We start from the raw sequence: 23508 nt of genomic DNA on the forward strand, positions 1-23508 counted from the left end.
TGATCTCGGGCGTTGAGCCCAGTGTCCGCTCTCCCGTCCCCGCGGGAGGCGAGCGGACCACGCAGACGTAGAGGAGCGCACATGTTCGAGCGGTTCACCGACCGAGCCCGGCGAGTTGTCGTGCTGGCCCAGGAAGAGGCCCGCATGCTCTCCCACAACTACATCGGGACCGAGCACATCCTGCTCGGCCTCATCCACGAGGGCGAGGGCGTCGCAGCCAAGGCCCTCGAGTCCCTCGACATCTCCCTGGAGGCCGTGCGCGCCCAGGTCGAGGAGATCATCGGCCAGGGCCAGCAGGCCCCGTCCGGCCACATCCCGTTCACCCCGCGTGCCAAGAAGGTGCTCGAGCTCTCCCTGCGTGAGGCGCTCCAGCTCGGGCACTCCTACATCGGGACCGAGCACATCCTGCTCGGCCTGATCCGCGAGGGCGAGGGCGTGGCGGCGCAGGTGCTGCAGAAGCTCGGCGCCGACCTCAACCGGGTCCGCCAGCAGGTCATCCAGCTGCTCAGCGGCTTCCAGGGCAAGGAGTCGACCACGGCCGGCGCCCAGGCCGCCGGCTCCGGCGGCGAGGCCCCCTCGAGCTCGCTGGTGCTCGACCAGTTCGGCCAGAACCTCACCCAGGCCGCTCGCGAGGGCAAGCTTGACCCGGTGATCGGGCGCGAGCAGGAGATCGAGCGCGTGATGCAGATCCTGTCGCGCCGCACGAAGAACAACCCCGTCCTGATCGGCGAGCCCGGCGTCGGCAAGACCACGATCGTGGCCGGCCTCGCGCAGGACATCGTCAAGGGCAACGTGCCCGAGACGCTCAAGGACAAGCAGATCTACACCCTCGACCTGGGTGCGCTGGTCGCCGGCTCGCGCTACCGAGGTGACTTCGAGGAGCGCCTGAAGAAGGTGCTCAAGGAGATCCGCACCCGCGGCGACATCGTGCTGTTCATCGACGAGATCCACACCCTCGTCGGCGCCGGCGCGGCCGAGGGCGCGATCGACGCCGCCAGCATCCTCAAGCCGATGCTGGCCCGCGGCGAGCTGCAGACCATCGGCGCCACCACCCTCGACGAGTACCGCAAGTACCTCGAGAAGGACGCCGCGCTCGAGCGCCGCTTCCAGCCGATCCAGGTGCAGGAGCCGTCGATCGCGCACACCATCGAGATGCTCAAGGGCCTGCGCGACCGCTACGAGGCGCACCACCGGGTGACCATCACCGACGAGGCGCTCGTCTCGGCCGCGACGCTGGCCGACCGCTACATCTCCGACCGGTTCCTGCCGGACAAGGCGATCGACCTGATCGACGAGGCCGGCTCCCGCCTGCGGATCCGCCGGATGACCGCGCCGCCGGACCTGCGCGAGTACGACGAGAAGATCGGCGACGTGCGCCAGCGCAAGGAGGCCGCGATCGACGGGCAGGACTTCGAGGCCGCGGCCCGCCTGCGCGACGAGGAGAAGCAGCTCGCCGCGAAGCGTGCCGAGCGCGAGAAGCAGTGGCGCGCCGGTGACCTCGACGAGATCGCCGAGGTCGACGAGGAGCTGATCGCCGAGGTCCTGGCCGTCGCCACGGGCATCCCGATCGTCAAGCTCTCCGAGGAGGAGTCGACCCGGCTGCTCAAGATGGAGGACGAGCTGCACAAGCGCGTCATCGGCCAGGAGGACGCCGTCAAGGCGCTCAGCCGCGCCATCCGTCGTACGCGCGCCGGGCTCAAGGACCCCAAGCGCCCCGGTGGCTCGTTCATCTTCGCCGGCCCGTCCGGCGTCGGGAAGACGTGGCTGTCCAAGACGCTCGCGGAGTTCCTCTTCGGCGACGAGGACGCGCTCATCCAGCTCGACATGAGCGAGTTCTCCGAGAAGCACACCGTCTCGCGCCTCTTCGGCTCGCCCCCCGGCTACGTCGGCTACGAGGAGGGCGGCCAGCTCACCGAGAAGGTGCGGCGCAAGCCGTTCTCGGTGGTGCTCTTCGACGAGGTCGAGAAGGCCCACCCCGACATCTTCAACAGCCTGCTGCAGATCCTCGAGGAGGGTCGCCTGACCGACTCGCAGGGCCGGGTGGTGGACTTCAAGAACACCGTCATCATCATGACCACGAACCTCGGCTCGCGTGACATCGCCAAGAGCGTGAACCTCGGCTTCGGTGCCGTCGGTGCGGACCCGGCGGGCTCCTACGAGCGGATGAAGAGCAAGGTGTCGGAGGAGCTCAAGCAGCACTTCCGTCCCGAGTTCCTCAACCGCGTCGACGAGATCGTGGTCTTCCCGCCGCTGTCGCGCGAGCAGATCATCGCGATGGTCGACAACATGATCGCCGCGGTCGAGCTGCGCCTGAAGGACCGCGACATGTCGCTGGAGCTGACGCAGCCCGCCAAGGACCTGCTGGCCGAGCGCGGCTTCGACCCGGTCCTCGGTGCCCGTCCGCTGCGCCGCACGGTGCAGCGCGAGATCGAGGACGTGCTCGCCGAGAAGATGCTCTTCGGCGAGGTCGGCCCGGGACAGATCGTCCTGGTCGACGTCGAGGGCGAGGGCCCGACGGCGACGTTCACCTTCCGCGGGCAGAAGAACTCGGCCGTGCCGGACATGCCGCCGCTGGAGACCGCCGACCTGGCGCTCGAGCCGCAGCGCGACGACGAGGGCAACCTCGAGGGGCCGGACGACACCGAGGGGCCGGTCGACGTGCCCCGCGACCCGTCCTGACCCGCTGAGTCACCAGATCACCCCGGGAGCGCCCAGCGCCCCGGGGTGATCTGCGTCAGGAGGCCGTCCGTGACCAGGCCGGCCAGGCAGCGCTCGCGCTGCTCCGCCTGCGGCCACGCGGCCTCGACCTGGGCGGCGCCGACCGAGTCGGCCTCGCGCGCCAGCGCCATGATCCGGCCGCGACACTGCCGGTCGGTGCCGGCCCACGCCTGGCCGCGGCGGGGCGGGCCGTCGTACGCCGGGAAGCCGGCGCCGCGCCACGCGCACAGGTCGGCGACCGGGCAGGCCCCGCAAGCCGGCTGGCGCGCGGTGCACACCAGCGCGCCGAGCTCCATCGTCGCCACCGCCCACGTCGCGGCGGTCGCGTCGTCGTCGGGCAGCAGGGCGGTCGCGACGTCACGCTCGGCGCGGGTCACCGCGGTGGCGGGGAACTCGACGCCCGACACCACCCGCGCCAGCACCCGGCGCACGTTGGTGTCGAGCACGACGTGGCGCTGCCCGAAGGCGAAGCTGGCGATCGCCGACGCGGTGTAGTCACCGACGCCCGGCAGCGCCAGCAGGTCGTCGTACGACGCGGGCACCTCGCCGCCGTGCCGCTCGACGATCGCGGCGGCGGCGGCGTGCAGGCGCAGCGCGCGGCGCGGGTAGCCCAGCCGGCCCCACATCCGCACCGCCTCGCCGGTCGGCTCGGCGGCGAGGTCCGCGGGCGTGGGCCAGCGCTCCAGCCACGCCTCGTGCACCGGCAGCACCCGCGCCACCGGCGTCTGCTGCAGCATGAACTCGCTGACCATGACCGACCAGGGCGTCGCTTCCGGGCCCCGCCAGGGCAGCTCGCGCGCGTGGTCGTCGTACCAGTCGAGCACGCACGCGTGCAGGGCGGCGGTCGTGGCGGCTTCCATCGCGGTGATCGTAGGTGAGGCCGGTGCGCCTCCGCCGCGATGGGCCCTCACCTCCCTAACCTGACCCCATGGCGACGAAGGTGCGACCCCGGGGACCGCTCCCGTCGCGCGTCTACTGGCGCCGCCGCCTGGTCGTGCTCGCGGTCCCGCTGCTCCTGGTCGTGGTGCTCGCACGGGTGCTGACCGGCTCCTCCGACGGCTCGGACGGCGCGACCGGCGCCGCCCGGCAGGCCGGCGCCGAGGTGCAGGCGCCCCCGGTGGGCCCCACCGCCGGACCCACCGCGCAAGTGCCCGCAGGCAAGAAGGGGCAGGAGACCGTGCCGCCCGAGCCGGTGCTGGCCGAGCCGAGCGGGCCCTGCTCCGACGCCGACATCGTCGCCACGCCGACGCTCGTCTCCGCGACCGGCGGTGCGGACGTCCCGATCACGATCAACCTCCGCACCCTCGACGCCGCCGCCTGCACCTGGCAGGTGTCGCCGCAGACGCTGACGGTCACCATCACCTCGGGCGACGACTTCATCTGGAGCACCCGCCAGTGCCCGGCGTCGATCACCCCGCAGGACGTCGTGGTCCGCCAGGCCGTCGACACCCCGGTCGTGGTCACCTGGAAGGGCGCCAAGCGCTCCGACGACACCTGCTCGGGCCGCACCGACTGGGCGCTCCCGGGCTTCTACCACGTCGAGACCGCCGCGCTGGGCGGCGACGGCACCGACGTGCAGTTCGAGCTGGTCGCCCCGCAGCCGGGCGTGGTCACCGAGACCGCCCAGCCGCAGCAGCAGGACGGCAAGGGCAAGAAGAAGCGCGACGGCGCCCCGGACGTCCAGGGCAACCCCGAGGGCTGAGGCTCCGTCTGCGCGCACGGTGTGGGTGGGCCTGCCGCCGGCTGCCGTCCCGGAGCGGTGCGTGAGGGGGGTTCTGGGCGTGCGAAGTCCCCCTCACTCACCGCCAAGGTCGGAGTGATCGTGCCGGCGGTGGTCCCCGAAGATCGTGGAGCTCCGGGGTCACCTGGTGGCTCGGATGTTCCACGCTCCCTCGGAAGTCCCCGGATATCCGGGGACCTCAGGCGCGGCCGCGCGTACGGGCGGTGGCTGAGCCACGTTCTGCGCGGCCGGAGTGTGGGTGGGGCACCGCTGGCGCGAGGTGGTCGTCGGGGTGCGGACGGAGGCGTGGGTCCGCGGGTCCGGAGGTGTGTCGTCGGAGAACTGCGGCCGTACGACGCGCCGCGGACGTCCCGTGCGGTCGCGCGGCCGCAGTTCTTCCCGGCCGTGGCCGCCCGCGTCGACCTCGTTCCTCGGTCGCCGCTGCGTGTCTCAGATGTAGCGCTCGGTGATGCTCGACTCGGCGAGGCGGGAGAGGCCCTCGCGGACGCTGCGGGCGCGCAGCTCGCCGACGCCGTCGACGGCCTGGAGGTCGTCGACCCCCGCCGAGAGCAGCTGCTGCAGGCCGCCGAAGTGCTCGACCAGCCGGTCGACGACCGCGGCGGGCAGGCGCGGCACCTTGGCGAGCAGGCGGTAGCCGCGGGGCGCGACGGCGCCGTCGAGGTGCTCGGCGCCGCCGAGGCCGATCGCGCGGGCGACGGCGGCCGGGTCGACGAGCTCGGTGGACGAGAGCGCCTCGAGGTCGGCGAGGTGTGCCTCGGGGGTGGAGCTGCGGCGGCGGCTGCCGGGGAGGTAGTCGCGCACGACCAGCTCGCGCTCGGCGTCGACGCCGGTCACCAGCTCCTCGAGCTGGAGCGAGAGCAGCCGGCCGTCCGTGCCGAGCTCGAGGACGTAGTCCTCGATCTCGCGGGCGATCCGGATCACCATCTCCAGGCGCTGGGCCACGACGGCGACGTCGCGCACCGTGACCAGGTCCTCGATCTCCAGCGCCGACAGGGTCGCGGAGACCTCGTCGAGGCGCAGCTTGTAGCGCTCGAGGGTGGCGAGCGCCTGGTTGGCGCGGGAGAGGATCTTGCCGGAGTCCTCCAGCACGTGGCGGATGTCGCCGACGTAGGCGGCGATGATCTGCATCGACTGCGACACCGAGATGACCGGGTGGCCGGTCTGCTTCGCGACGCGCTCGGCCGTGCGGTGCCGGGTGCCGGTCTCCTCCGAGGGGATCGTGTGGTCCGGCATCAGGTGCACCGCGGCCCGCTGGATGCGGGTGATGTCCTTGTCGACCACGATCGCGCCGTCCATCTTGGCCAGCTCGCGGAGCCCGGTCGCGGTGAACGGGACGTCGAGGGTGAAGCCGCCGGTGGAGATCGAGTCGACGAGCTTGTCCTGGCCGAGGACGATCAGGGCACCCGTGCGTCCGCGCAGGATCCGCTCGAGGCCGTCGCGCAGCGGGGTGCCCGGCGCGATCGAGGCCAGGGTCGCGCGCAGGCGCAGCTGCTCGTCGATGCGCTCTGCCACCGGATCCTCCACCTGCTGTGTCGGGGCGCCCCCGGCGCCGTCGGGTGAAGTGTAGGGGCGCGGGAGCCTGATCTCAGAGCGGAGGCGTGAGCCCGAGGGTGAGGAGCGCGCCGACGATGTCGTCCACCTCCACCACCTTCAGCCCGTCGACCATCCGGTGGCTGGGGATGCCGCGCTCTCCGGGCAGGGCCCGCCCGCGCGGCACGACGGCCACCTTGAAGCCCAGCCGCGCGGCCTCGGCGAGCCGCTGGGGCAGGTCGCGCACGCGCCGCAGCTCGCCGGCCAGGCCGATCTCGCCGATCGCCACCGCCCCGCGCGGCGGCGGGACGCTGAGGTGGGAGCTGGCGACCGCGACGGCGATCGCGAGGTCGGCCGCCGGGTCGTGGAGCTTGGCGCCGCCGACCGTGGCCACGAACGTGTCGCTCCCCGCGATCCGGAGGCGGGCGTGGCGCTGGAGCACGGCGAGGGCGATGTCGACCCGGGAGGACTCCACCCCCGACACGGTGCGGCGGGGCCGCTCCAGCGGGGAGGGGGTGAGCAGCGCCTGGACCTCGGCGAGCAGCGGCCGCCGGCCCTCCATCGTGACCGCGACGCAGGTGCCGGAGACGTCCTGGGTGTGGTGCTCGACGAACAGGCCGGTCGGGTCGGCGACCGCGGCGATGCCCTCGGACGACAGGTCGAAGCAGCCGACCTCGTCGATCGGGCCGTAGCGGTTCTTCATCGCCCGCACCATCCGGAAGCGCGAGTTGCGCTCGCCCTCGAAGTGGAGCACGACGTCGACGAGGTGCTCGAGGACGCGCGGGCCGGCGATCGAGCCGTCCTTGGTGACGTGGCCGACGATCACCGTGGTGATGTTGCGGGTCTTCGCGACGCGGATCAGCGCGGCCGCGACCTCCTTGACCTGGGTGACCCCGCCGGGGACGCCGTCGATCCCGGAGGCGCCGATGGTCTGGATCGAGTCGACGACGAGCAGCGTCGGTCGCACCTGCTCGATGTGGGTGAGCACGGCGCCGAGGTCGGTCTCGGCGGCGAGGAACAGCTCGTCGTGGACGCCGCCGGTGCGGTCGGCGCGCAGCCGGACCTGGGCGGCCGACTCCTCGCCGGTGACGTAGAGGGTGCGCTGGCGCACCCGGGCCGTCTGGGCCGCGACCTCGAGCAGCAGCGTGCTCTTGCCGACGCCGGGCTCACCCGCGAGCAGGATCGCGGCGCCGGGCACCAGCCCGCCGCCGAGCACCCGGTCGAGCTCGGGCACGCCGCTGGTGCGGGCGACCGACTCGGTGATCGGCACCTGCCCGATCGGCACGGCGGGGGAGGTGACCGGTCCCGCGCTGGCCCGCATCGTCGGCGCCCCGGCCTCCGCGACCGACCCCCACGCCTGGCACTCCCCGCAGCGGCCGACCCACTTCGCGGTCTCCCAGCCGCACTCGGAGCAGCGGTAGGAGGGGCGGGCCTTGGCCTTCGTCGACATGGTCCCCACGCTAGGCGAGGCCACCGACAGGCCGCGGGACGCCCGGCCGCCGGGTCAGCCCTCGAGCAGCGCCGCGATCTCGTCGAAGCCCCGGGCCCGGGCGTGCTCCAGCGCGGTCACGCCGTCGCGGTCGGGGAGGGAGCGGTCGGCGCCGTGGGCCAGCAGGACCTGCACGATCCGCTGCCAGCGCTCGGTGCCCTCGCCCAGGACCACCGCCTCGAGCAGCGCGGTCCAGCCGAGGTCGTTGACGTGGTCGACGTCGATGCGGGTGTGCTGCAGCGCCCAGCGGACGTAGGCGACGTGACCCCGCTCCGAGGCGGGGATGATCGAGACGCCGCCGTAGCGGTTGCGCAGCGTGACGTCGGGGTCGAGCGGCAGCAGCAGCTGGCCCATCGCGACCGAGCCGGTCACGCCGGTCACCAGCCACGGGGTGTCGCGCTGGACGTCGACGGCGTCGGGGTCCGCGCCGAGCCGGGCCAGCAGCGCGGCCACCTCGAGGCGGTCGTCGATGACCGCGAGCAGGAGGGGCGTACGCCGTCGCTCGTCGCGCACGTCGACGTCCGCCCCGGCGCGCAGGGCCAGCGCGGCCGCGTCGGCGTCGCCCGCCCGACGCGGCGGCGAGCAGCGCCTCCGCCGGCGCGGGACCGCCGGTCGGCGGCCGCAGCAGCCGGACGACGTCGTCACGCCCGCGCGTGCGCGCGACCTGCGCGGGCGTCGCCCCCGCCGCGTCGGTCGCGGTGACGTCGGCGCCGCGGGCGAGCAGCACCCGGACCTCGGTGAGATCGGCCCCCGTCGTCGCGACCGCACCGTGCAGCGGGGTCGCGGGGGTGGGCGTGGCGGTGGGCTCGGGCACGGTCGCGGACTCCGTCGGGTCGGTGGGGGTGGTCGAGGGGCCCGACGCCGGGGACTGCCCGGACGACTGTCCGGAGCACGCGGTCAGCAGCAGCACGCAGCTCGCGGCGACGACGCGCGCGCAGCGCAGGACGACCGGTCGGGACACGCCCCGATCCTCCCACCCGTCGTGGGGTCGGCCGCACGGCGGCGAAGGCTTATGCTCACCTCGAGTTGGATCGATCAAGGGGGGATGGGCCATGGGTCGCAGCGACCAGCGACGCGGCAGCAACCTGCCGGTCACCCCGCCGACCCTCGCCGACGTGGCCGAGCGCGCGGGCGTCTCGCGCCAGACCGTGTCGAACGCGGTCAACAACCCGGACCTGCTGCGTCCCGACACGCTCGAGCGGGTCCGGCAGACCATCGCCGAGCTGGGCTACTCGCCCAACCGCGCGGCCCGCAACCTCCGCACCCGCACGTCCTCGCTGATCGGGCTGCGCTTCGCGCCGGCCCAGGAAGGCACCGCCAACGCCGCGATGGACCGGTTCGTCCACTCCCTGGTCGAGGCCAGCGAGGAGGTCGGCTACCACGTGCTGCTGTTCCCCGGCGACGACGAGGACCCGGTCGGCGGCTACGACAACCTGCTGCGCTCCACCGCGGTCGACGCCTTCGTGGTCACCGACACCTACCTCGGCAACCCGCAGGCGGCGTGGCTGAGCCAGCAGCGGGCGCCGTTCGTCGCGTTCGGCCGGCCGTGGGACGACGAGGCCGCGCGCCACGTGTGGGTCGACGTCGACGGCGCCGCCGGCACCGCCCTCGCCACCGAGCACCTCATCGAGCGCGGCCACACCCGCATCGCCTGGATCGGCTGGCGCAAGGACTCCCCGATCGGGGAGGACCGGCGCTCGGGCTGGCTGCGGACCATGCACGCCCACGGCCTGCCCACCACGGGCCTGGCGTCGCGGGTCGAGGACGTGGTGCACAGCGGCGCCGAGGCGGCCGCCGTGCTGCTCGACGAGTCCGCCCCGACGGCCTTCGTGTGCGCCTCCGACACCCTGGCGATGGGCGTGCTCCACACCCTCTGGATCCGCCAGCTCGCCCCCGGCCAGGACGTCGCCGTGGTCGGCTTCGACGACTCGCAGGTGGCCCAGGTCTACCCGGTCGGCCTGACGTCGGTGCGCCAGCCGCTCGAGGACGTCGCGGTCGAGGTCGTGAAGGCGCTGCGCTCCCTGCTGTCGCACCAGCCGGTCGCCGAGCGGGGCGTGCTGCTCGAGCCGACGCTGGCGATCCGCGAGTCCAGCTAGTCAACCGGACCGGGTCGGTCGTCGTCCTTCCTCGTGAGAGCCCACCCGACCCGAGGAGATGCCCGTGGCCCGACGCGACGACGACTTCGTCGCCTTCGTGGACGCCCGGTCCGGCGCGCTGCTGCGCAGCGCCCGGCTGCTGACCGCGGGTGACCAGCACGCGGCGGAGGACCTGCTGCAGACCGCGCTCGAGAGGGCGTACGTCGCGTGGCCGAGGATCCGCCGCAAGGGCGCGGAGGAGGCGTACGTCCGCTCGATCATGACGCGCGCCGCGATCGACCGGACCCGGCAGCGCACCCGCCGCGGCGAGGTGGTGACCGACGAGGTCCCCGACGTGCCGGTGCACCAGGCGGGCCCGGAGGACCGCGACCACGTCTTCGCGCTGCTCGCCGCGCTCACGCCGCGCCAGCGCGCGGTGATGGTGCTGCGCTACTACGACGACCTCTCCGAGGCCCAGATCGCCGACGCGCTCGGGTGCAGCGCCGGCGCGGTGAAGTCGCACGCCTCGCGTGCGCTGGCCACCCTCCGGGAGCTGTCCGGCTCCGACCACACCGACCTGTCAGGAGTGCGGCGATGACGACCGACACCCAGCTCCGCGCCCGACTCACCACCGCCGTCGTGGACACCACCGTCCCGCCCGGGCTGGCCCGCGCCGCGCTCGCCGGCGGTCGACGACGTCGCCGCCGGCGCGCGGCCGCCGCGGTCGCGCTCACGGCTGCCGTGGTCGCGGGGAGCGCGCTGCTCCTGCCGGGCGGCGGACGGTCCGCCGACGGCGACCGCATCGCCGAGCCCGCCACGGTCGACGCGACGGCCGCGCTGGCCTGGGCGCGCTCGCTGCCGGAGGGCGAGGCCCCTGCGCTGCCGTTCTTCGGCGAGGGCGGGCTGTGGAGCGACGGCACGCGGTACGACGTGCCCGCCGAGGTCGACCGCACGGTCGCACCCCGCGCGGTCGACGGCGGATGGCTGGTCGCGACCGGCGAGGGAGACCGGCCGACCGGCCTCGCGGTGCTGGCGCCCGACGGGTCGCTGCGCGACCTCCCGGTCGCTCCGGCGTCCTACGGTGCCGAGGCGGTCGAAGTCTCCGGCGACGGGCGGCAGGTCGCCTTCCGCGACGTCGTCGTGGACCTGACCACGATGGAGTGGTCGACCGTCCCGCACGCCCCCGACAGCGAGGAGTCCGGCGGCTACGTCACCGAGGTGCGGATGATCGGCTGGACCGACTCGGGCCTGGTCTACGAGGGAGCGCCGTTCGAGAAGGGCCTCGGCACGACCTGGGAGCTGCGCGACGACGGCACCGCGCAGCCGTTCCGCGAGCCCCGCGGGGCGCACGTCCCCGACGGCAGCCCGGCGGACGTCGCCGTGGGGTTCGACTACGCCGCCGTCGACTCCGACACCTGCGTCAGGTCCTACGTCCTGGACGACCTGATGTGGCGCGAGCGCCTGCCGGTCGCCTGCATGGGCCGCTACCTCGGCGAGGCGCTGGCGGTGTCGCCCGACCGTCGCTGGCTGCTCACCGACGACCTGCCGGAGGTGTGGGACCTCGAGGAGGGCCGCTGGGGCCGCGTCGACATGCCCGCCGGCGTCGGCAAGCAGCAGATGGATGCCCAGATGGGCGGCGTCGTGTGGGAGGGCGGGGACAGCTTCCTGCTCCCCGTCTCGGACCGCTGGGACCCGGCGGTGCCGATCGGGAGGTCCTACGACCACGACGTGCAGGTGGTGCGCTGCACGATGAGCACGGGCGCGTGCGAGCGCGCGGGCGAGGAGCAGCACGTCACCGCCACCACGACGATGTCGGGCACCACCGAGCTGAGGTTCGCCCGGCCCTGACCCTCAGAAGTGCCGCCACCACAGGTTGACGGCGTAGTCGACCGTGGTGCCGGTGTGGGAGGCGAGCGCCTCCTCGGCCGCGTCGTGCGGCAGCTCGATGCGCACCACGGCCTCGAGGTCCTCGCGGGTCGTGAACGACCAGCCCATGTCGATCGGCCGGCGCCGCCAGCCGCGCACCGACCAGAACCGCTCGACCGCGACCGGGTCGACCTCCGGGAAGCCCCGGCGGAACCACCCGCCGAACGTCGAGCGGGTCGGGTCGTTGTCGATCACGAACGCCGTGCCGCCACGGCGTACGACCCGGTCGAGCTCGGCGAGGCCCGGCTCGGAGCCGGGGCCGAAGAAGTACGCCCAGCGGGCGTGGACGACGTCGACCGACGCGTCCGGCAGCGGCAGCGCCTGGGCGAGGCCGTCGAGGACGGTGACGTGCGCGAGCCGGCGCGTACGTCGTCGGGCGAGCGCGGCGAGCGGCGGGTGCGGCTCCACGCCGACCACCCGTTGCGCGGCCTCCGCCCAGGTGGGCAGGTGGAAGCCGCTGCCGCAGCCGACGTCCAGCACGGTGCGCCCGGACCAGTCGCCGATCTCGCGCATGGCAGCGAGGATCCGACCGTGGGGGTCGGCCGCCCGGTTCTCCAGCTCGTAGAGCTCCGGGGTGTTCCAGATGTTGGGGGAGGGGCGTGCCCTTGATCTCGACGCGCCCGTCACGACCTCGTCCCTCGGTCGTGGGGCTTGCTCGATCTGGCCGAGCCCACGCGCCGAGCTCGTTCCTCGCTCGACGCTGCTCGTCTCAAATCCGGACGAGCCCGTTCGGGGTCTGGATCTGCACGGCGACGATGCCGGGGGTGCCGTTGGGGGCGACCCACTCGACCTTCACGTCCTCCAGCGGGGCCTCGACCGTCTCGCCGAGCCACTCGCTGACCCGCTGCGGGTCGCCGGCGATCTCCAGGCACGCCAGCGAGAAGTCGCCGGTCGCACCGTTGCTCGGGTGCATGTCGGGCGCGGAGTCCCAGTGGATGAAGAACGGGAGCTGGGGGTCGGAGAGCAGGCCGTTGACGCCGATCTGCTTCCACAGCAGCTCGGTGCCGTCGGGGCGGTGCCGGTTGCCCTTGACGGCCTCGCGGCCGAGCCGCGTCTCGACGGGGGTGAGGTCGTCGACCGCGACGACCCAGCCCATCCAGCCGCCGCCGAGCACCGAGCGCGCGCGCACGGCCTGTCCGAAGGGAGCCTTGTCGCTGGCCGGGTGGTCCAGCACCTCGACGATCTCCATGTAGGTCCCGCCGCCGAGGGGCAGGATCATGTTGCGGGTGCCGAATCGGGGGTGTACCCCACCGTCGACGAACTCCGTGCCGAGCAGCCCCCCGATGCGCTGGGCGGTGCTGGCAAGTCCATCAGGTCCGGCGGCGAAGCTGACGTGGTCCAGGCGCATGACCAGATTCTGTGTCGCCCGCATGGCGGGCTTGACACCGGGGTCCGATTCTCTTGACGTCGAGCGAAATCCGGCCTGCGGATCCCGTGGGGTCAGCGCGGGTCGGCCGGGTGGAGCGCGAGCGCGGAGCGGGACCGGACGTGGGCGTCCGCATGCCGCACCAGCTCGGCGTACGCCGCGGCCCCCATCAGCTCGACCAGCTCGGCCTCGTGGGTGACGTAGACCGGCTCCGGCGCGACGTGCGCCTCGGTGTTGCCCGAGCAGTACCAGTCCAGGTCGTGGCCGCCGGGTCCCCAGCCGCGGCGGTCGTACTCGCCGATCGACACCTCGGTGTAGGCCGTGCCGTCCTGGCGCTCGACCTCGCGGAACTGCCGGCGGATCGGCAGCTGCCAGCACACGTCGGGCTTGGTCTCCAGCGGGTTGCGGCCCTGGCGCAGCGCGAGGCCGTGCAGCGCGCACCCGGCGCCGCCACCCCCGCCGGCCGGGGCGAAGTCGGTGCGGTTGTGGAACACGCACGCCTGCTGGTCGTCGACCACCACGGCGAGGGTCTTGCGCTCGCCGTCGTCGTCGGTCTCGACCCAGTCGGCCCGCTTGACCGTGCGCCCGGGGTGCAGCTGCCAGTCGTCGGGGGTGAGCTGGGCGACGAACCCGGCGACCCGCTGCTCGTCGCCCTTGTCGGCGAAGTGGGCGCCCAGCGTGCAGCACCCGACGTCGGGTGCGTCGGCGTAGATGCCCTGGCAGCCCTGCCCGAAGATGCACGTGTAGGAGGACGTCAGCCAGGTCAGGTCGCAGCGGAAGACCTGCGTGTCGTCCGCCGGGTCGGCGAACTCGACGAAGGCGCGGGGAAAGACGAGGTCGACTTCGGGCACTCCGCAACCCTAGTAGCGTGGCAGGCATGCGCCTGGGCGTCCTCGACATCGGATCCAACACCGGCCACCTGCTGGTGGTGGACGCGCACGGCGGCGCGGCCCCGCTCCCGGCGTCGTCGCACAAGCAGCCGCTGCGGCTCGCCGAGCACCTCGACGAGGACGGCGCCGTCACCGACCAGGGCATCGCGGCGCTCACCGACTTCTGCGCCTCCGCGACCCGGATCGCCGAGGACAAGGGCTGCGAGGAGATGCTCGGCTTCGCCACGTCGGCGGTGCGCGACGCGGTGAACTCCGACGAGGTCCTGGCCCACGTCGAGCAGCACAGCGGCGTCCGCCTCGAGGTGCTCTCCGGTGAGGACGAGGCGCGGCTGACGTTCCTCGCCGTACGCCGCTGGTTCGGCTGGTCGGCCGGCCGGCTGGCCGTCTTCGACATCGGCGGCGGCTCGCTCGAGATCGCCGGCGGCACCGACGAGGGCCCCGACGTCGCGTGGTCGCTGCCGCTGGGTGCGGCGCGGATGGCGCGGTCGTTCTTCGGCGGGGCCCGGCCCTCGGAGGACGAGGTGCGCGAGCTGCGCCGGCAGGTGCGCGCCGACATCGCCCGCGACGCCGGCCACCTGCTGCGACCCGGGGTGCCGGACACCGCGGCGGCGACGTCCAAGACGTTCCGCTCGCTGGCCCGGATCTGCGGCGCCGCGCCCAGCGGCGAGGGCCCGCTGGTGCCGCGCGTGCTCGAGCTGGAGACGCTGTCGGGCTGGATCCCCAAGCTGATGGAGATGTCGCCCGAGGAGCTCGCCGACCTTCCCGGCGTCTCGCCCAGCCGCACCCACCAGATCGTGCCGGGCGCGCTGGTCGCCGAGGCGTGCATGGACATCTTCGACCTGCCCGCCCTCGAGATCTGCCCGTGGGCGCTGCGCGAGGGCGTGATCCTCGCGCGCCTCGACCAGATCTCGATCGTCGCCGGACGCGGCTGACCCGTGCCCGCCACGACGCCGCTGGTCGCGCTCTCGACCGCCTCGGTCTACCCCGAGTCGACCGCCCACGCCTTCGCGTGGGCGGCGAGCCTGGGCTACGACGCGGTCGAGGTGATGGTCGGCATCGACGCGCTCAGCCAGCAGGTCGACGCGGTGCAGAAGCTCTCCGAGCACCACCAGGTGCCGATCTGCGCGGTCCACGCGCCCTGCCTGCTGTTCACCCAGCGGGTCTGGGGCACCGATCCGTGGGGCAAGCTCGAGCGCTCCGCGGAGATGGCGCAGGCGGTCGGCGCGGACGTGGTCGTGGTGCACCCGCCGTTCCGGTGGCAGAAGGACTACGCCGCGGGCTTCGTCGAGGGCATCGCCTCGCTGGAGGGGCGCACGGGGATCGCCTTCGCGGTCGAGAACATGTATCCGTGGCGGGCGTCGTCGCGCCGGGGGATGGAGATGTACCTCCCGGGCATGGATCCCTCCGACGAGGCCTACGCCAACGCCACCATCGACCTGTCCCACGCCGCCATCGCGCGCGCCGACGTCGTCGAGATGGCGCAGCGGCTCGGCGACCGGCTGCGCCACGTCCACCTCACCGACGGCACCGGCTCGGCCAAGGACGAGCACCTGGTGCCCGGCCGCGGCGTGATGGGCGCCGCCGGCTTCCTCAACCACCTGGCCGGCACCGGCTTCAGCGGCCACGTCGTGCTGGAGATCAACACGCGTCGGTGCGCCGACCGCGCCGAGCGCGAGGCCGACCTGGTCGAGTCGCTGGAGTTCGCCCGCGCCCACCTCGGCGTCGGAACGCCGTGAGCGCGGGGCGTACGCGCTCCGCCCGGGGTCGGCGTCCCGGCGCGCCCGACACGCGCGCCGAGGTGCTCGCCGCCGCCCGCGAGTCGTTCGCCGGCAAGGGCTTCCGCGGCACCACGATCCGCGCCGTCGCCGCCGCCGCGGGCGTCGACCCGGCGCTGGTGCACCACTACTTCGGCTCCAAGGACGACCTCTTCCTCGCCGCGCTCGAGCTGCCCGTCGACCCGCGCGAGGTGCTCGCGCCCGTGGTGGCACAGGGGCCCGACGGCGCGGGCGAACGCTTCCTGCGGACCTTCCTCTCGGTCTGGGACGACCCGGAGATGCAGGTCCGGCTGCTCGCGGTGGCGCGCTCGGTGCTCTCCGAGGACGGGGGCGCCCTGCTCAAGGAGGGCTTCATCCCGGTCGTCGTCGGGCCGGTGCTCGCCCAGGTCGTCGCCGACCGCCCGGAGGTCCGGGTGCCGCTCGTCGCCAGCCAGGTCGTCGGCCTGATCGTCACCCGCTACGTCGTCGCGCTGCCCCCGATGGCCGCGATGCCCGCCGACGACCTCGTCGCGCGGATGGCGCCGGTGCTGCAGCACTACCTCACCGGCGACCTCGCCTGAGGCGCGTACCTCCGCCGCCGAACGCCTGCCTGCCCCGGGAGCGGTGACCCACCCACATTCCTGCGGTCGGGAATGTGGGTCAGCCACCGCTCGTACGCCAAGCACCTCGCGCGCCGCTGGGAGCGGTGTCCCACCCACGTTCCTGTGCCCGGAAATGTGGGTCACGCACCGCTCGGCGGGGGTTGACGGCGCACGCCCGCGAGCGCACAATTCAACACATGATGAAAAACGTCGTGGAGGTCCGTGACCTCGTCGTCGTGCGAGGTGCGCGCGAGGTGCTGCCGGGCATCTCGCTGGACGTTGCTCCCGGGGTCACCGGGCTGCTCGGGCCGAGCGGCTGCGGCAAGACCACCCTGCTGCGCTGCCTCGTCGGCGCGCAGCAGGTGCGGTCCGGGGACGTACGGGTGCTGGGGGAGCCGGCCGGCAGTGCGCCGCTGCGCACCCGGATCGGCTACGTCACGCAGGCGGCGAGCGTCTACGACGACCTCACGGTCGCGGAGAACCTCGCCTTCTTCGCGCGCGTGCTCGGCGTCGGGCGCCCGGCGGTCGACGAGGCGATCGACGCGGTGTCGCTCGGCGACCACCGCGACCAGGTGGTGGGCCGGCTCTCCGGTGGCCAGCGCAGCCGCGCCGGGCTCGCCGTGGCGCTCCTCGGCAGCCCCGACCTGCTCGTGCTCGACGAGCCGACCGTCGGCCTCGACCCGGTGCTGCGGCGCGACCTCTGGGCGCTGTTCCACCGGATCGCCGACGCCGGCGCGGCCGTGCTGGTCTCCAGCCACGTGATGGACGAGGCCGAGCGGTGCCACCGGCTGCTGCTCATGCGCGAGGGGCGGATCATCGCCGACGGCTCGCCCGAGCAGGTCCGGGCCCGCACGGGCGCCGCCGACATCGAGGGCGCCTTCCTCCAGCTGGTCGAGCAGGGGGTGTCGAGGTGAACGCCCGCGTCACCCTCGCCGTGGCCGGCCGCGTGCTGCGCCAGGTCCGGCGCGACCACCGCACGCTGGCGATGCTGATGGTCGTCCCGTGCGTGCTCATCAGCCTGCTGTGGTGGATGTTCGAGGACCTGCCCGGAGACCTGTTCGACCGCTTCGGCCCCGGCCTGCTGGCGATGTTCCCGTTCATCGTGATGTTCCTCGTGACCAGCGTGACCACGCTGCGCGAGCGCTCGTCCGGCACCCTGGAGCGACTGCTGACGATGCCGATGGCCAGGCTCGACTTCCTGCTCGGCTACGCCCTCGCCTTCGGCCTGCTGGCCGCGCTGCAGTCCGCGCTCGCGGTCGCGGTCAGCGTCGGGCTGCTCGGCCTCGAGGTGCAGGGCTCGGTCTGGCTGCTCGGGGTGGTCGCGGTGGCCGACGCGGTGCTCGGCACCGCCCTCGGGCTGCTGGTGAGCGCGTTCGCGACCACCGAGTTCCAGGCGGTCCAGTTCATGCCGGCGTTCGTGCTGCCCCAGGTGCTGCTGTGCGGCCTGTTCGTCCCGCGCGAGGCGATGCCGGGCGTGCTGGAGGCGATCAGCGACGTGCTGCCCCTGTCGTACGCGGTCGACGCGATGCAGGAGCTCACCGGCGCCGCCGACACGGGCGCGATCTGGCAGTCGGTGGGGATCGTCGCGTGCTTCGCGCTCGCCGCGCTGGCGCTCGGCGCCGCCACCCTGCGGCGGCGTACGCCCTGACCTCCTCGGATGTGAGGAGCGCGCCGGTCCGGCGTAGCCTTCGGGCCATGCAGTTGCTCCGCCAGCCGATCCTCCTGCTCGCCCGCAGCCAGGCGGTGAAGAAGCTCGTCTCCACGATGCCCGTCTCGAGCGGCATCGTCACCAGCTACGTCCCCGGCGAGGCCACCCCCGACGCCGTCGCGGCCACCGCGGGGCTCGTCGAGGACGGCCTGCGGGTCACGCTCGACTACCTCGGCGAGGACACCACCGACCTCGCCCAGGCCGAGGCGACCGTCGCGGCCTACAAGGAGCTGCTCGCCGACCTCTCGGCCCGCGGCCTGTCCGGGCAGGCCGAGGTCTCGGTCAAGCTCAGCGCGATCGGGCAGTTCCTGCCGGAGAACGGCCACAAGGTCGCGCTGGAGAACGCCCGCGACATCTGCCGCGCCGCCCGCAACGCCGGCACCACGGTGACCCTCGACATGGAGGACCACACCACCACCGACTCGACGCTGTCGATCCTGCGCGAGCTGCGCAAGGACTTCCCCGAGACCGGCGCCGTGCTCCAGGCGATGCTGCACCGCACCGAGGCCGACTGCCGCACGCTGGCCTATGAGGGCTCGCGCGTGCGGCTGTGCAAGGGCGCCTACATGGAGCCGGAGGCCGTCGCCTTCCAGGACCGCCTCGAGATCGACAAGTCCTACGTGCGCTGCCTCAAGGTGCTCCTCGGCGGCCAGGGCTACCCGATGATCGCCACCCACGACCCGCGGATGGTGCAGATCGCCTCCTCGCTCGCCAGCCGCTTCGGCCGGCACGCCGGGACCTACGAGTTCCAGATGCTCTACGGCATCCGCCCCGAGGAGCAGAAGCGGCTCGCCGCGGCCGGCGAGACCGTCCGGGTCTACGTCCCCTACGGCACCGAGTGGTACGGCTACCTCATGCGCCGCCTGGCCGAGAAGCCGCAGAACCTCGCCTTCTTCGCCCGGTCCTTGATCAGCAAGAAGTGAGTCCTGCCGGGCCCCACTAGATTGGCTCCATGAGCACTGCGATCATCGGCGCCGGCGTGATGGGGGAGACCCTGCTCTCCGGGCTGGTCCGGGCCGGGCGCCGCGTCGACCAGCTGCTCGTCGGGGAGAAGCGCGCCGAGCGCGCCCGCGAGCTCGAGGAGCGCTACGGCGTCGCGGTGGTGTCCAACCGCGAGGCCGCCGCGAGGGCCGACACGGTCGCGCTGGTCGTCAAGCCGCAGGACATGGGCGACGTGCTCGAGGAGATCGCGCCCGAGCTGCGCGCGGGCCAGCTCGTCGTCTCGCTCGCCGCCGGCATCACCACCGCGTTCATCGAGGCGCGCGTCCCCGAGGGCGTGGCCGTCGTGCGGGTCATGCCCAACACCCCGGCGCTCGTCGACGAGGGGATGGCCGCGATCGCGCCCGGCTCCCACTGCGACGACTCGCACCTCGCGGAGGTGGAGTCGCTCATGGCCTCGACCGGCAAGGTGCTGCGCATCCCCGAGAAGCAGATGGACGCGGTCACCGCGATCTCGGGCTCCGGCCCCGCCTACATCTTCTTCGTGGTCGAGTCGATGATCGAGGCCGGCGTCCACCTCGGCCTGCCCCGCGCCACCGCCACCGACCTGGTCGTGCAGACGCTGGTCGGCTCGGCCGCGATGCTGCGCGAGACCGGCACCCACCCCGTCGTGCTCCGCGAGCAGGTCACCTCGCCCAGCGGCACCACCGCGTCGGCCCTGCGCGAGCTCGAGATCCACCGCGTGCGCGCCGCGTTCCTCGCCGCGATGGAGGCCGCGCGCAACCGCTCGCGCGAGCTCGCCGAGGGGACGTGAGTCTCGCGCCCCGCCCGCTGCGCGGCGCGGGGGTGCGGTCGGAGTAACGTCCGCCACATGGAGTGCGAGGGGCCCACGTCGGTCGTGTTCGACCAGTCGCTCTGCGAGTACGACTTCGGCCCCACCCACCCGATGTCCCCGGTGCGCGTCGACCTGACCATGCGCCTGGCCGCCGAGCTCGGCGTGCTGGAGGGGATCGAGCGCGTGGACGCACCGGTCGCGACCGACGAGCAGATCGCCACCGTCCACGACCCCGCGCTGATCGAGGCCGTCACCCGCGCCGGCGCGACGCCGGGCTACGAGGACGCCGCGCGCGGCCTCGGCACCGAGGACGACCCGGTCTTCGCCGACATGCACCGCGCCAGCGCCCACGTCGTGGGCGCGACGCTCGAGGCCGTCAGGCGGGTCTGGAGCGGCGAGTCGCTCCACGCGGTCAACATCTCCGGCGGGCTGCACCACGCGATGCCCGACCGGGCCAGCGGCTTCTGCATCTACAACGACGTCGCCGTCGGCATCCGGCGACTGCTCGACGAGGGCGCCGAGCGGGTGGCCTACGTCGACATCGACGTCCACCACGGCGACGGCGTCGAGAAGATCTTCTACGACGACCCGCGGGTGCTGACGGTGTCGCTGCACGAGACCGGCCAGATGCTGTTCCCCGGCACGGGCTTCCCGAGCGACAGCGGCGGTCCGGGCGCCGAGGGGACCGCGGTCAACGTCGCCCTGCCCCCGGGCACGGCCGACGCCGGCTGGCTGCGCGCCTTCCACGCCGTGGTCCCGCCGGTGCTGCGCGCGTTCGAGCCGCAGGTGCTGGTCACCCAGCACGGGTGCGACTCGCACATGAACGACCCGCTCGCGCACATGATGCTGAGCGTCGACGGCCAGCGCGCGGCGTACCTAGCCCTCCACGACCTCGCCCACGAGGTCGCGGGTGGCCGCTGGGTCGTCACCGGCGGCGGCGGCTACTCGGTGGTCGACGTGGTCCCGCGGGCGTGGACCCACCTGCTCGCCATCGCGTCCGGTCGTCCCCTGGACCCGACCACCGCGACGCCCCCGGCCTGGCGCGAGCACGTCGAGCACGTCCTGGGCGCCACGCCGCCGCACCGGATGACCGACGGCCGCACGCCCGCCTACCGCGACTGGTCCGGCGGCTACGACCCGGAAACCTGGCTGGACCGGGCGATCCACGCCACCCGCATGGAGGTCTTCCCGCTCCACGGGCTCGACCCGCTGCCCTGATCCGGGTGGTCCGGGGCGGGAGGCAAGCCGACACGCCGTCGTCCCACAAGTTTCTCTGGCATTCCTCTTCCCCACGCGTCACGCGAGCCCTATTCTCACGAGGAGCGGTACGCCTGTGACGCCGGTGGGGAAGCCGGCGCCGTCACCGCTCGAGAAGGATCGGTGCCCCATGGCTGAGAACACCCCCGGCGACATGTCCGAGGCCCACTTCCTGACGATCGCCGAGGTCGCGTCGAAGATGCGCGTCTCGAAGATGACGGTCTACCGGCTCGTCCACGGCGGCGAGCTGCCCGCCGTGCGCGTCGGCCGTTCGTTCCGGGTCACCGAGGACGACGTCAACGACTACCTGCGCAAGAGCTTCTACAACGCCGGCTGACCCGGCGGTCGCGGCGAGACGCGATTCCACCCTCCGCACGCGTCCCCGTTAGGGTGTGCGGGTCCGGCCGACGAGCGTCGGCCGAAAGGAAAGGTCTCACCGTGGGTTCTGTCATCAAGAAGCGGCGCAAGCGCATGGCCAAGAAGAAGCACCGCAAGCTGCTCAAGAAGACGCGCGTCCAGCGCCGCAAGCTCGGCAAGTAACACCCCCTCGCCCATGGGACGGGTCGTGCTGGTCACCGGGATCTCCCGGGACATCGGGCGACGATTCGCGCGCGCCGCGGCCGGCGACCCGTCCATCGAGCGAGTCATCGGGGTCGACGTCGTCCCCCCGCGGGGCGACATCGGCGACGTGTCGTTCGTCCGTGCGGACATCCGCAGCCCGGTCATCGCCAAGGTCCTCGCCAAGGAGGACGTCGACACCGTCGTCCACATGAGCGTGATCGCCACGCCGGGCTCGGCGGGCGGGCGCGGGACGATGAAGGAGCTCAACGTCATCGGCTCCATGCAGCTGCTCGCTGCGTGTCAGAAGTCGGCGACCGTCCAGCGCCTGGTCGTGAAGTCGACGACCACCGTCTATGGCTCCGGCCCGCGCGACCCGGCGATGTTCACCGAGGACATGGGCCCCAAGCGGCTGCCGTCCTCGGGCTACGCCAAGGACGTCTTCGAGATCGAGGGCTACGTCCGCGGGTTCGCCCGCCGGCGTCCCGACGTCGACGTGACGCTGGTGCGCGCCGCCAACGTCATCGGCCCGCACGTGTCGAGCCCGCTGACGAACTACTTCCGGCTCCCGGTCATCCCGCGGGTGCTCGGCTTCGACCCCCGCCTGCAGTTCCTCCACGAGGACGACCTGATGCGGGTCCTGCGCCACGCCGCCACCACCGGCGCGACCGGCACCTTCAACGTCGCCGGCGACGGGCTGCTGACCCTGAGCCAGGCCGTACGCCGTCTCGGCACGCCGTCGGTCTCGCTGCCGCGGTTCGCGGTCGGGCGCCTCGGCGCGACCATGCGCCAGGCCCGCCTGTCGGACTTCTCGCCGGAGCAGCTGGGGTTCCTGACCTACGGTCGAGGTGTGGACACCACCCGGATGCGCACCGAGCTCGGCTTCGAGCCGGAGTTCACGACCGCCGAGGCGTTCGCGGACTTCTGCCGCTCGATCGCGCCGCAGCGCTCGATGGTGCCGCAGCGCCGTGAGGAGGCGGTCCGTGGCTGACGACGCCGGCGCCCGCGCCCGGGAGGACGCCGTCGTCATCCCGATCGGCACCGGCGGCCGCCCCGGCCGCGGCACCGGTCGCTCACGCCCCTCGTCCGCCGCCCGCGACCTCGCGCCCGGTGCGGCGAGGAGCGCACCGCGCCGGAAGGCGCGGCCCGAGCCGCGCCCGGAGCCGGAGGCGGAGGTCCCCGCGCCCGCCCCCGCGGCACCCGCCGAGGGACCTGCTCCCGACACCGGCATCCCCGTCGGCGAGTGGCTGGCCGCGCTGCAGGGCGCCGCCCACGAGGTCTTCGGCGACGACTGGGAGCGCCGGCTCGCCGAGCTGATGGCCTTCGCCCGGCGTCGCCTCGAGGGCGACTACGAGGTCGACGACTACGGCTTCGACCGCGAGCTGACCGAGCGCTTCTTCATGACGGCGCTGCGCCCGATCGCGGAGAAGTGGTTCCGCCTCGAGGTGCGCGGGCTGGAGAACATCCCCGCCGAGGGCGGCGCGCTGGTCGTGTCGAACCACTCCGGGACGGTGCCGCTCGACGGCCTGATGACGATGCTCACGGTGCACGACCACGCCGGCCGGTTCCTGCGCCCGCTGGGTGCCGACCTGGTCTTCAAGCTGCCCCTCGTCAGCTCGCTCGCCCGCAAGAGCGGCGCCACCCTCGCCTGCAACGAGGACGCCGAGCGGATGCTGTCGGGCGGCGAGCTCGTCGGCGTGTGGCCCGAGGGCTTCAAGGGGATCGGCAAGCCGTTCAGCGAGCGCTACAAGCTGCAGCGCTTCGGCCGCGGCGGCTTCGTGTCGGCCGCCCTGCGCACCGGCGTCCCGATCATCCCGCTGTCTGTGGTCGGCGCCGAGGAGATCTACCCGCTCGTCGGCAACGTGCCCTCGCTGGCCCGGCTGCTGGGCGTGCCGTACATCCCGATCACGCCGTTCTTCCCGTGGCTCGGTCCGCTCGGGATGGTGCCGCTGCCGTCGAAGTGGATCCTCGAGTTCGGTGAGCCGATCCGCACCGACTCCTACGACGCGAGCGAGGCGGAGGACCCGATGCTGGTCTTCAACGTCACCGACCAGGTCCGCGAGACCATCCAGCACACGCTGTTCGACCTGCTCGACGAGCGCGGCGGCGCCTTCGGCTGA

The 23508-nt window shown here is 73.4% G+C and carries 24 protein-coding genes; 17 read left to right on the top strand and 7 right to left on the bottom strand.

Features of this window, described 5'->3' with window-relative positions:
- Positions 1-81: 81 nt before the first annotated feature.
- Positions 82-2679, top strand: coding sequence for an ATP-dependent Clp protease ATP-binding subunit (locus tag LN652_RS15835; protein ID WP_230441572.1), 2598 nt, complete (start codon positions 82-84; stop codon positions 2677-2679).
- A gap of 17 nt (positions 2680-2696) precedes the next feature.
- On the opposite strand, the gene LN652_RS15840 is transcribed toward LN652_RS15835, so the two are convergent.
- A complete protein-coding gene (locus tag LN652_RS15840) occupies positions 2697-3578 on the bottom strand; it encodes an HhH-GPD family protein (protein WP_230441573.1) in 882 nt (293 codons plus the stop codon).
- Positions 3579-3646: 68 nt separating this feature from the next.
- On the opposite strand from LN652_RS15840, the gene LN652_RS15845 reads away from it, so the two are divergent.
- The gene (locus tag LN652_RS15845; protein ID WP_230441574.1) at positions 3647-4420 is read left to right on the top strand and encodes a hypothetical protein; all 774 of its coding nucleotides are present in this window, start codon (positions 3647-3649) and stop codon (positions 4418-4420) included.
- Between the two features lie 468 nt (positions 4421-4888).
- On the opposite strand, the gene disA is transcribed toward LN652_RS15845, so the two are convergent.
- The 3 genes from disA to LN652_RS15860 form a co-directional block, all read right to left on the bottom strand.
- The gene (disA, locus tag LN652_RS15850) at positions 4889-5971 is read right to left on the bottom strand and encodes a DNA integrity scanning diadenylate cyclase DisA (protein WP_230441575.1); all 1083 of its coding nucleotides are present in this window, start codon (positions 5969-5971) and stop codon (positions 4889-4891) included.
- Positions 5972-6044: 73 nt separating this feature from the next.
- On the bottom strand, positions 6045-7439 hold the full coding sequence (gene radA, locus LN652_RS15855) for a DNA repair protein RadA (protein ID WP_230441576.1): 1395 nt from the start codon (positions 7437-7439) through the stop codon (positions 6045-6047).
- A 54-nt stretch (positions 7440-7493) separates the two neighbouring features.
- Positions 7494-8123: an ankyrin repeat domain-containing protein gene (locus LN652_RS15860; RefSeq protein WP_230441577.1), complete on the bottom strand. Its 630-nt coding sequence runs from the start codon at positions 8121-8123 to the stop codon at positions 7494-7496.
- A gap of 407 nt (positions 8124-8530) precedes the next feature.
- Between LN652_RS15860 and LN652_RS15865 the strand changes: the two genes are divergently transcribed.
- The 3 genes from LN652_RS15865 to LN652_RS15875 all read left to right on the top strand — a co-directional run bounded on the left by LN652_RS15865 (position 8531) and on the right by LN652_RS15875 (position 11401).
- On the top strand, positions 8531-9574 hold the full coding sequence (locus LN652_RS15865) for a LacI family DNA-binding transcriptional regulator (RefSeq protein ID WP_230441578.1): 1044 nt from the start codon (positions 8531-8533) through the stop codon (positions 9572-9574).
- 64 nt (positions 9575-9638) lie between these two features.
- Positions 9639-10151 (top strand): SigE family RNA polymerase sigma factor, encoded by a 513-nt coding sequence (locus LN652_RS15870; RefSeq protein ID WP_230441579.1) that lies wholly within the window; start codon positions 9639-9641, stop codon positions 10149-10151.
- Complete coding sequence (locus LN652_RS15875) at positions 10148-11401, top strand: hypothetical protein (protein WP_230441580.1); 1254 nt, start codon at positions 10148-10150, stop codon at positions 11399-11401. Before LN652_RS15870 ends, LN652_RS15875 begins: the two co-directional genes overlap by 4 nt.
- Before the next feature lie 3 nt (positions 11402-11404).
- Here the strand turns inward: LN652_RS15875 and LN652_RS15880 are convergent, their stop codons facing one another.
- The 3 genes from LN652_RS15880 to LN652_RS15890 all read right to left on the bottom strand — a co-directional run bounded on the left by LN652_RS15880 (position 11405) and on the right by LN652_RS15890 (position 13696).
- On the bottom strand, positions 11405-12106 hold the full coding sequence (locus LN652_RS15880; RefSeq protein ID WP_230441581.1) for a class I SAM-dependent methyltransferase: 702 nt from the start codon (positions 12104-12106) through the stop codon (positions 11405-11407).
- 82 nt (positions 12107-12188) lie between these two features.
- Positions 12189-12827, bottom strand: a complete 639-nt coding sequence (locus LN652_RS15885; RefSeq protein WP_230441582.1) for a VOC family protein — start codon at positions 12825-12827, stop codon at positions 12189-12191.
- A gap of 92 nt (positions 12828-12919) precedes the next feature.
- Positions 12920-13696 (bottom strand): hypothetical protein, encoded by a 777-nt coding sequence (locus LN652_RS15890; protein ID WP_230441583.1) that lies wholly within the window; start codon positions 13694-13696, stop codon positions 12920-12922.
- Positions 13697-13722: 26 nt separating this feature from the next.
- On the opposite strand from LN652_RS15890, the gene LN652_RS15895 reads away from it, so the two are divergent.
- From LN652_RS15895 to LN652_RS15955, 12 genes are all read left to right on the top strand, one after another.
- Positions 13723-14667 carry a Ppx/GppA phosphatase family protein gene (locus LN652_RS15895; protein WP_230441584.1) on the top strand — a complete coding sequence of 315 codons (945 nt, stop codon included), beginning with the start codon at positions 13723-13725 and terminating at the stop codon, positions 14665-14667.
- Positions 14668-14670: 3 nt separating this feature from the next.
- Positions 14671-15471: a sugar phosphate isomerase/epimerase family protein gene (locus LN652_RS15900; RefSeq protein WP_230441585.1), complete on the top strand. Its 801-nt coding sequence runs from the start codon at positions 14671-14673 to the stop codon at positions 15469-15471.
- Positions 15468-16070, top strand: a complete 603-nt coding sequence (locus LN652_RS21955) for a TetR/AcrR family transcriptional regulator (protein ID WP_329958435.1) — start codon at positions 15468-15470, stop codon at positions 16068-16070. Before LN652_RS15900 ends, LN652_RS21955 begins: the two co-directional genes overlap by 4 nt.
- 218 nt (positions 16071-16288) lie before the next feature.
- Positions 16289-17005: an ABC transporter ATP-binding protein gene (locus LN652_RS15915; protein WP_230441586.1), complete on the top strand. Its 717-nt coding sequence runs from the start codon at positions 16289-16291 to the stop codon at positions 17003-17005.
- Positions 17002-17739 carry an ABC transporter permease gene (locus LN652_RS15920; protein ID WP_230441587.1) on the top strand — a complete coding sequence of 246 codons (738 nt, stop codon included), beginning with the start codon at positions 17002-17004 and terminating at the stop codon, positions 17737-17739. Before LN652_RS15915 ends, LN652_RS15920 begins: the two co-directional genes overlap by 4 nt.
- A 47-nt stretch (positions 17740-17786) precedes the next feature.
- Positions 17787-18722, top strand: a complete 936-nt coding sequence (locus tag LN652_RS15925) for a proline dehydrogenase family protein (protein ID WP_230441588.1) — start codon at positions 17787-17789, stop codon at positions 18720-18722.
- Between the two features lie 29 nt (positions 18723-18751).
- Positions 18752-19552 (top strand): pyrroline-5-carboxylate reductase, encoded by an 801-nt coding sequence (gene proC, locus LN652_RS15930; RefSeq protein WP_230441589.1) that lies wholly within the window; start codon positions 18752-18754, stop codon positions 19550-19552.
- Between the two features lie 57 nt (positions 19553-19609).
- Entirely contained in the window at positions 19610-20791 is a 1182-nt protein-coding gene (locus LN652_RS15935; protein WP_230441590.1) for an acetoin utilization protein AcuC, read from the top strand.
- 169 nt (positions 20792-20960) lie between these two features.
- Positions 20961-21167, top strand: a complete 207-nt coding sequence (locus LN652_RS15940; RefSeq protein ID WP_211733653.1) for a helix-turn-helix domain-containing protein — start codon at positions 20961-20963, stop codon at positions 21165-21167.
- 101 nt (positions 21168-21268) lie between these two features.
- On the top strand, positions 21269-21370 hold the full coding sequence (locus LN652_RS15945; RefSeq protein WP_008356322.1) for a 30S ribosomal protein bS22: 102 nt from the start codon (positions 21269-21271) through the stop codon (positions 21368-21370).
- A 13-nt stretch (positions 21371-21383) separates the two neighbouring features.
- The gene (locus LN652_RS15950; protein ID WP_230441591.1) at positions 21384-22379 is read left to right on the top strand and encodes an SDR family oxidoreductase; all 996 of its coding nucleotides are present in this window, start codon (positions 21384-21386) and stop codon (positions 22377-22379) included.
- Positions 22372-23508, top strand: coding sequence for a lysophospholipid acyltransferase family protein (locus LN652_RS15955; protein WP_230441592.1), 1137 nt, complete (start codon positions 22372-22374; stop codon positions 23506-23508). The genes LN652_RS15950 and LN652_RS15955 overlap by 8 nt, the downstream gene beginning before the upstream one ends.

The organism is Nocardioides okcheonensis (genome assembly GCF_020991065.1).
GTDB classification, from domain to species: domain Bacteria; phylum Actinomycetota; class Actinomycetes; order Propionibacteriales; family Nocardioidaceae; genus Nocardioides; species Nocardioides okcheonensis.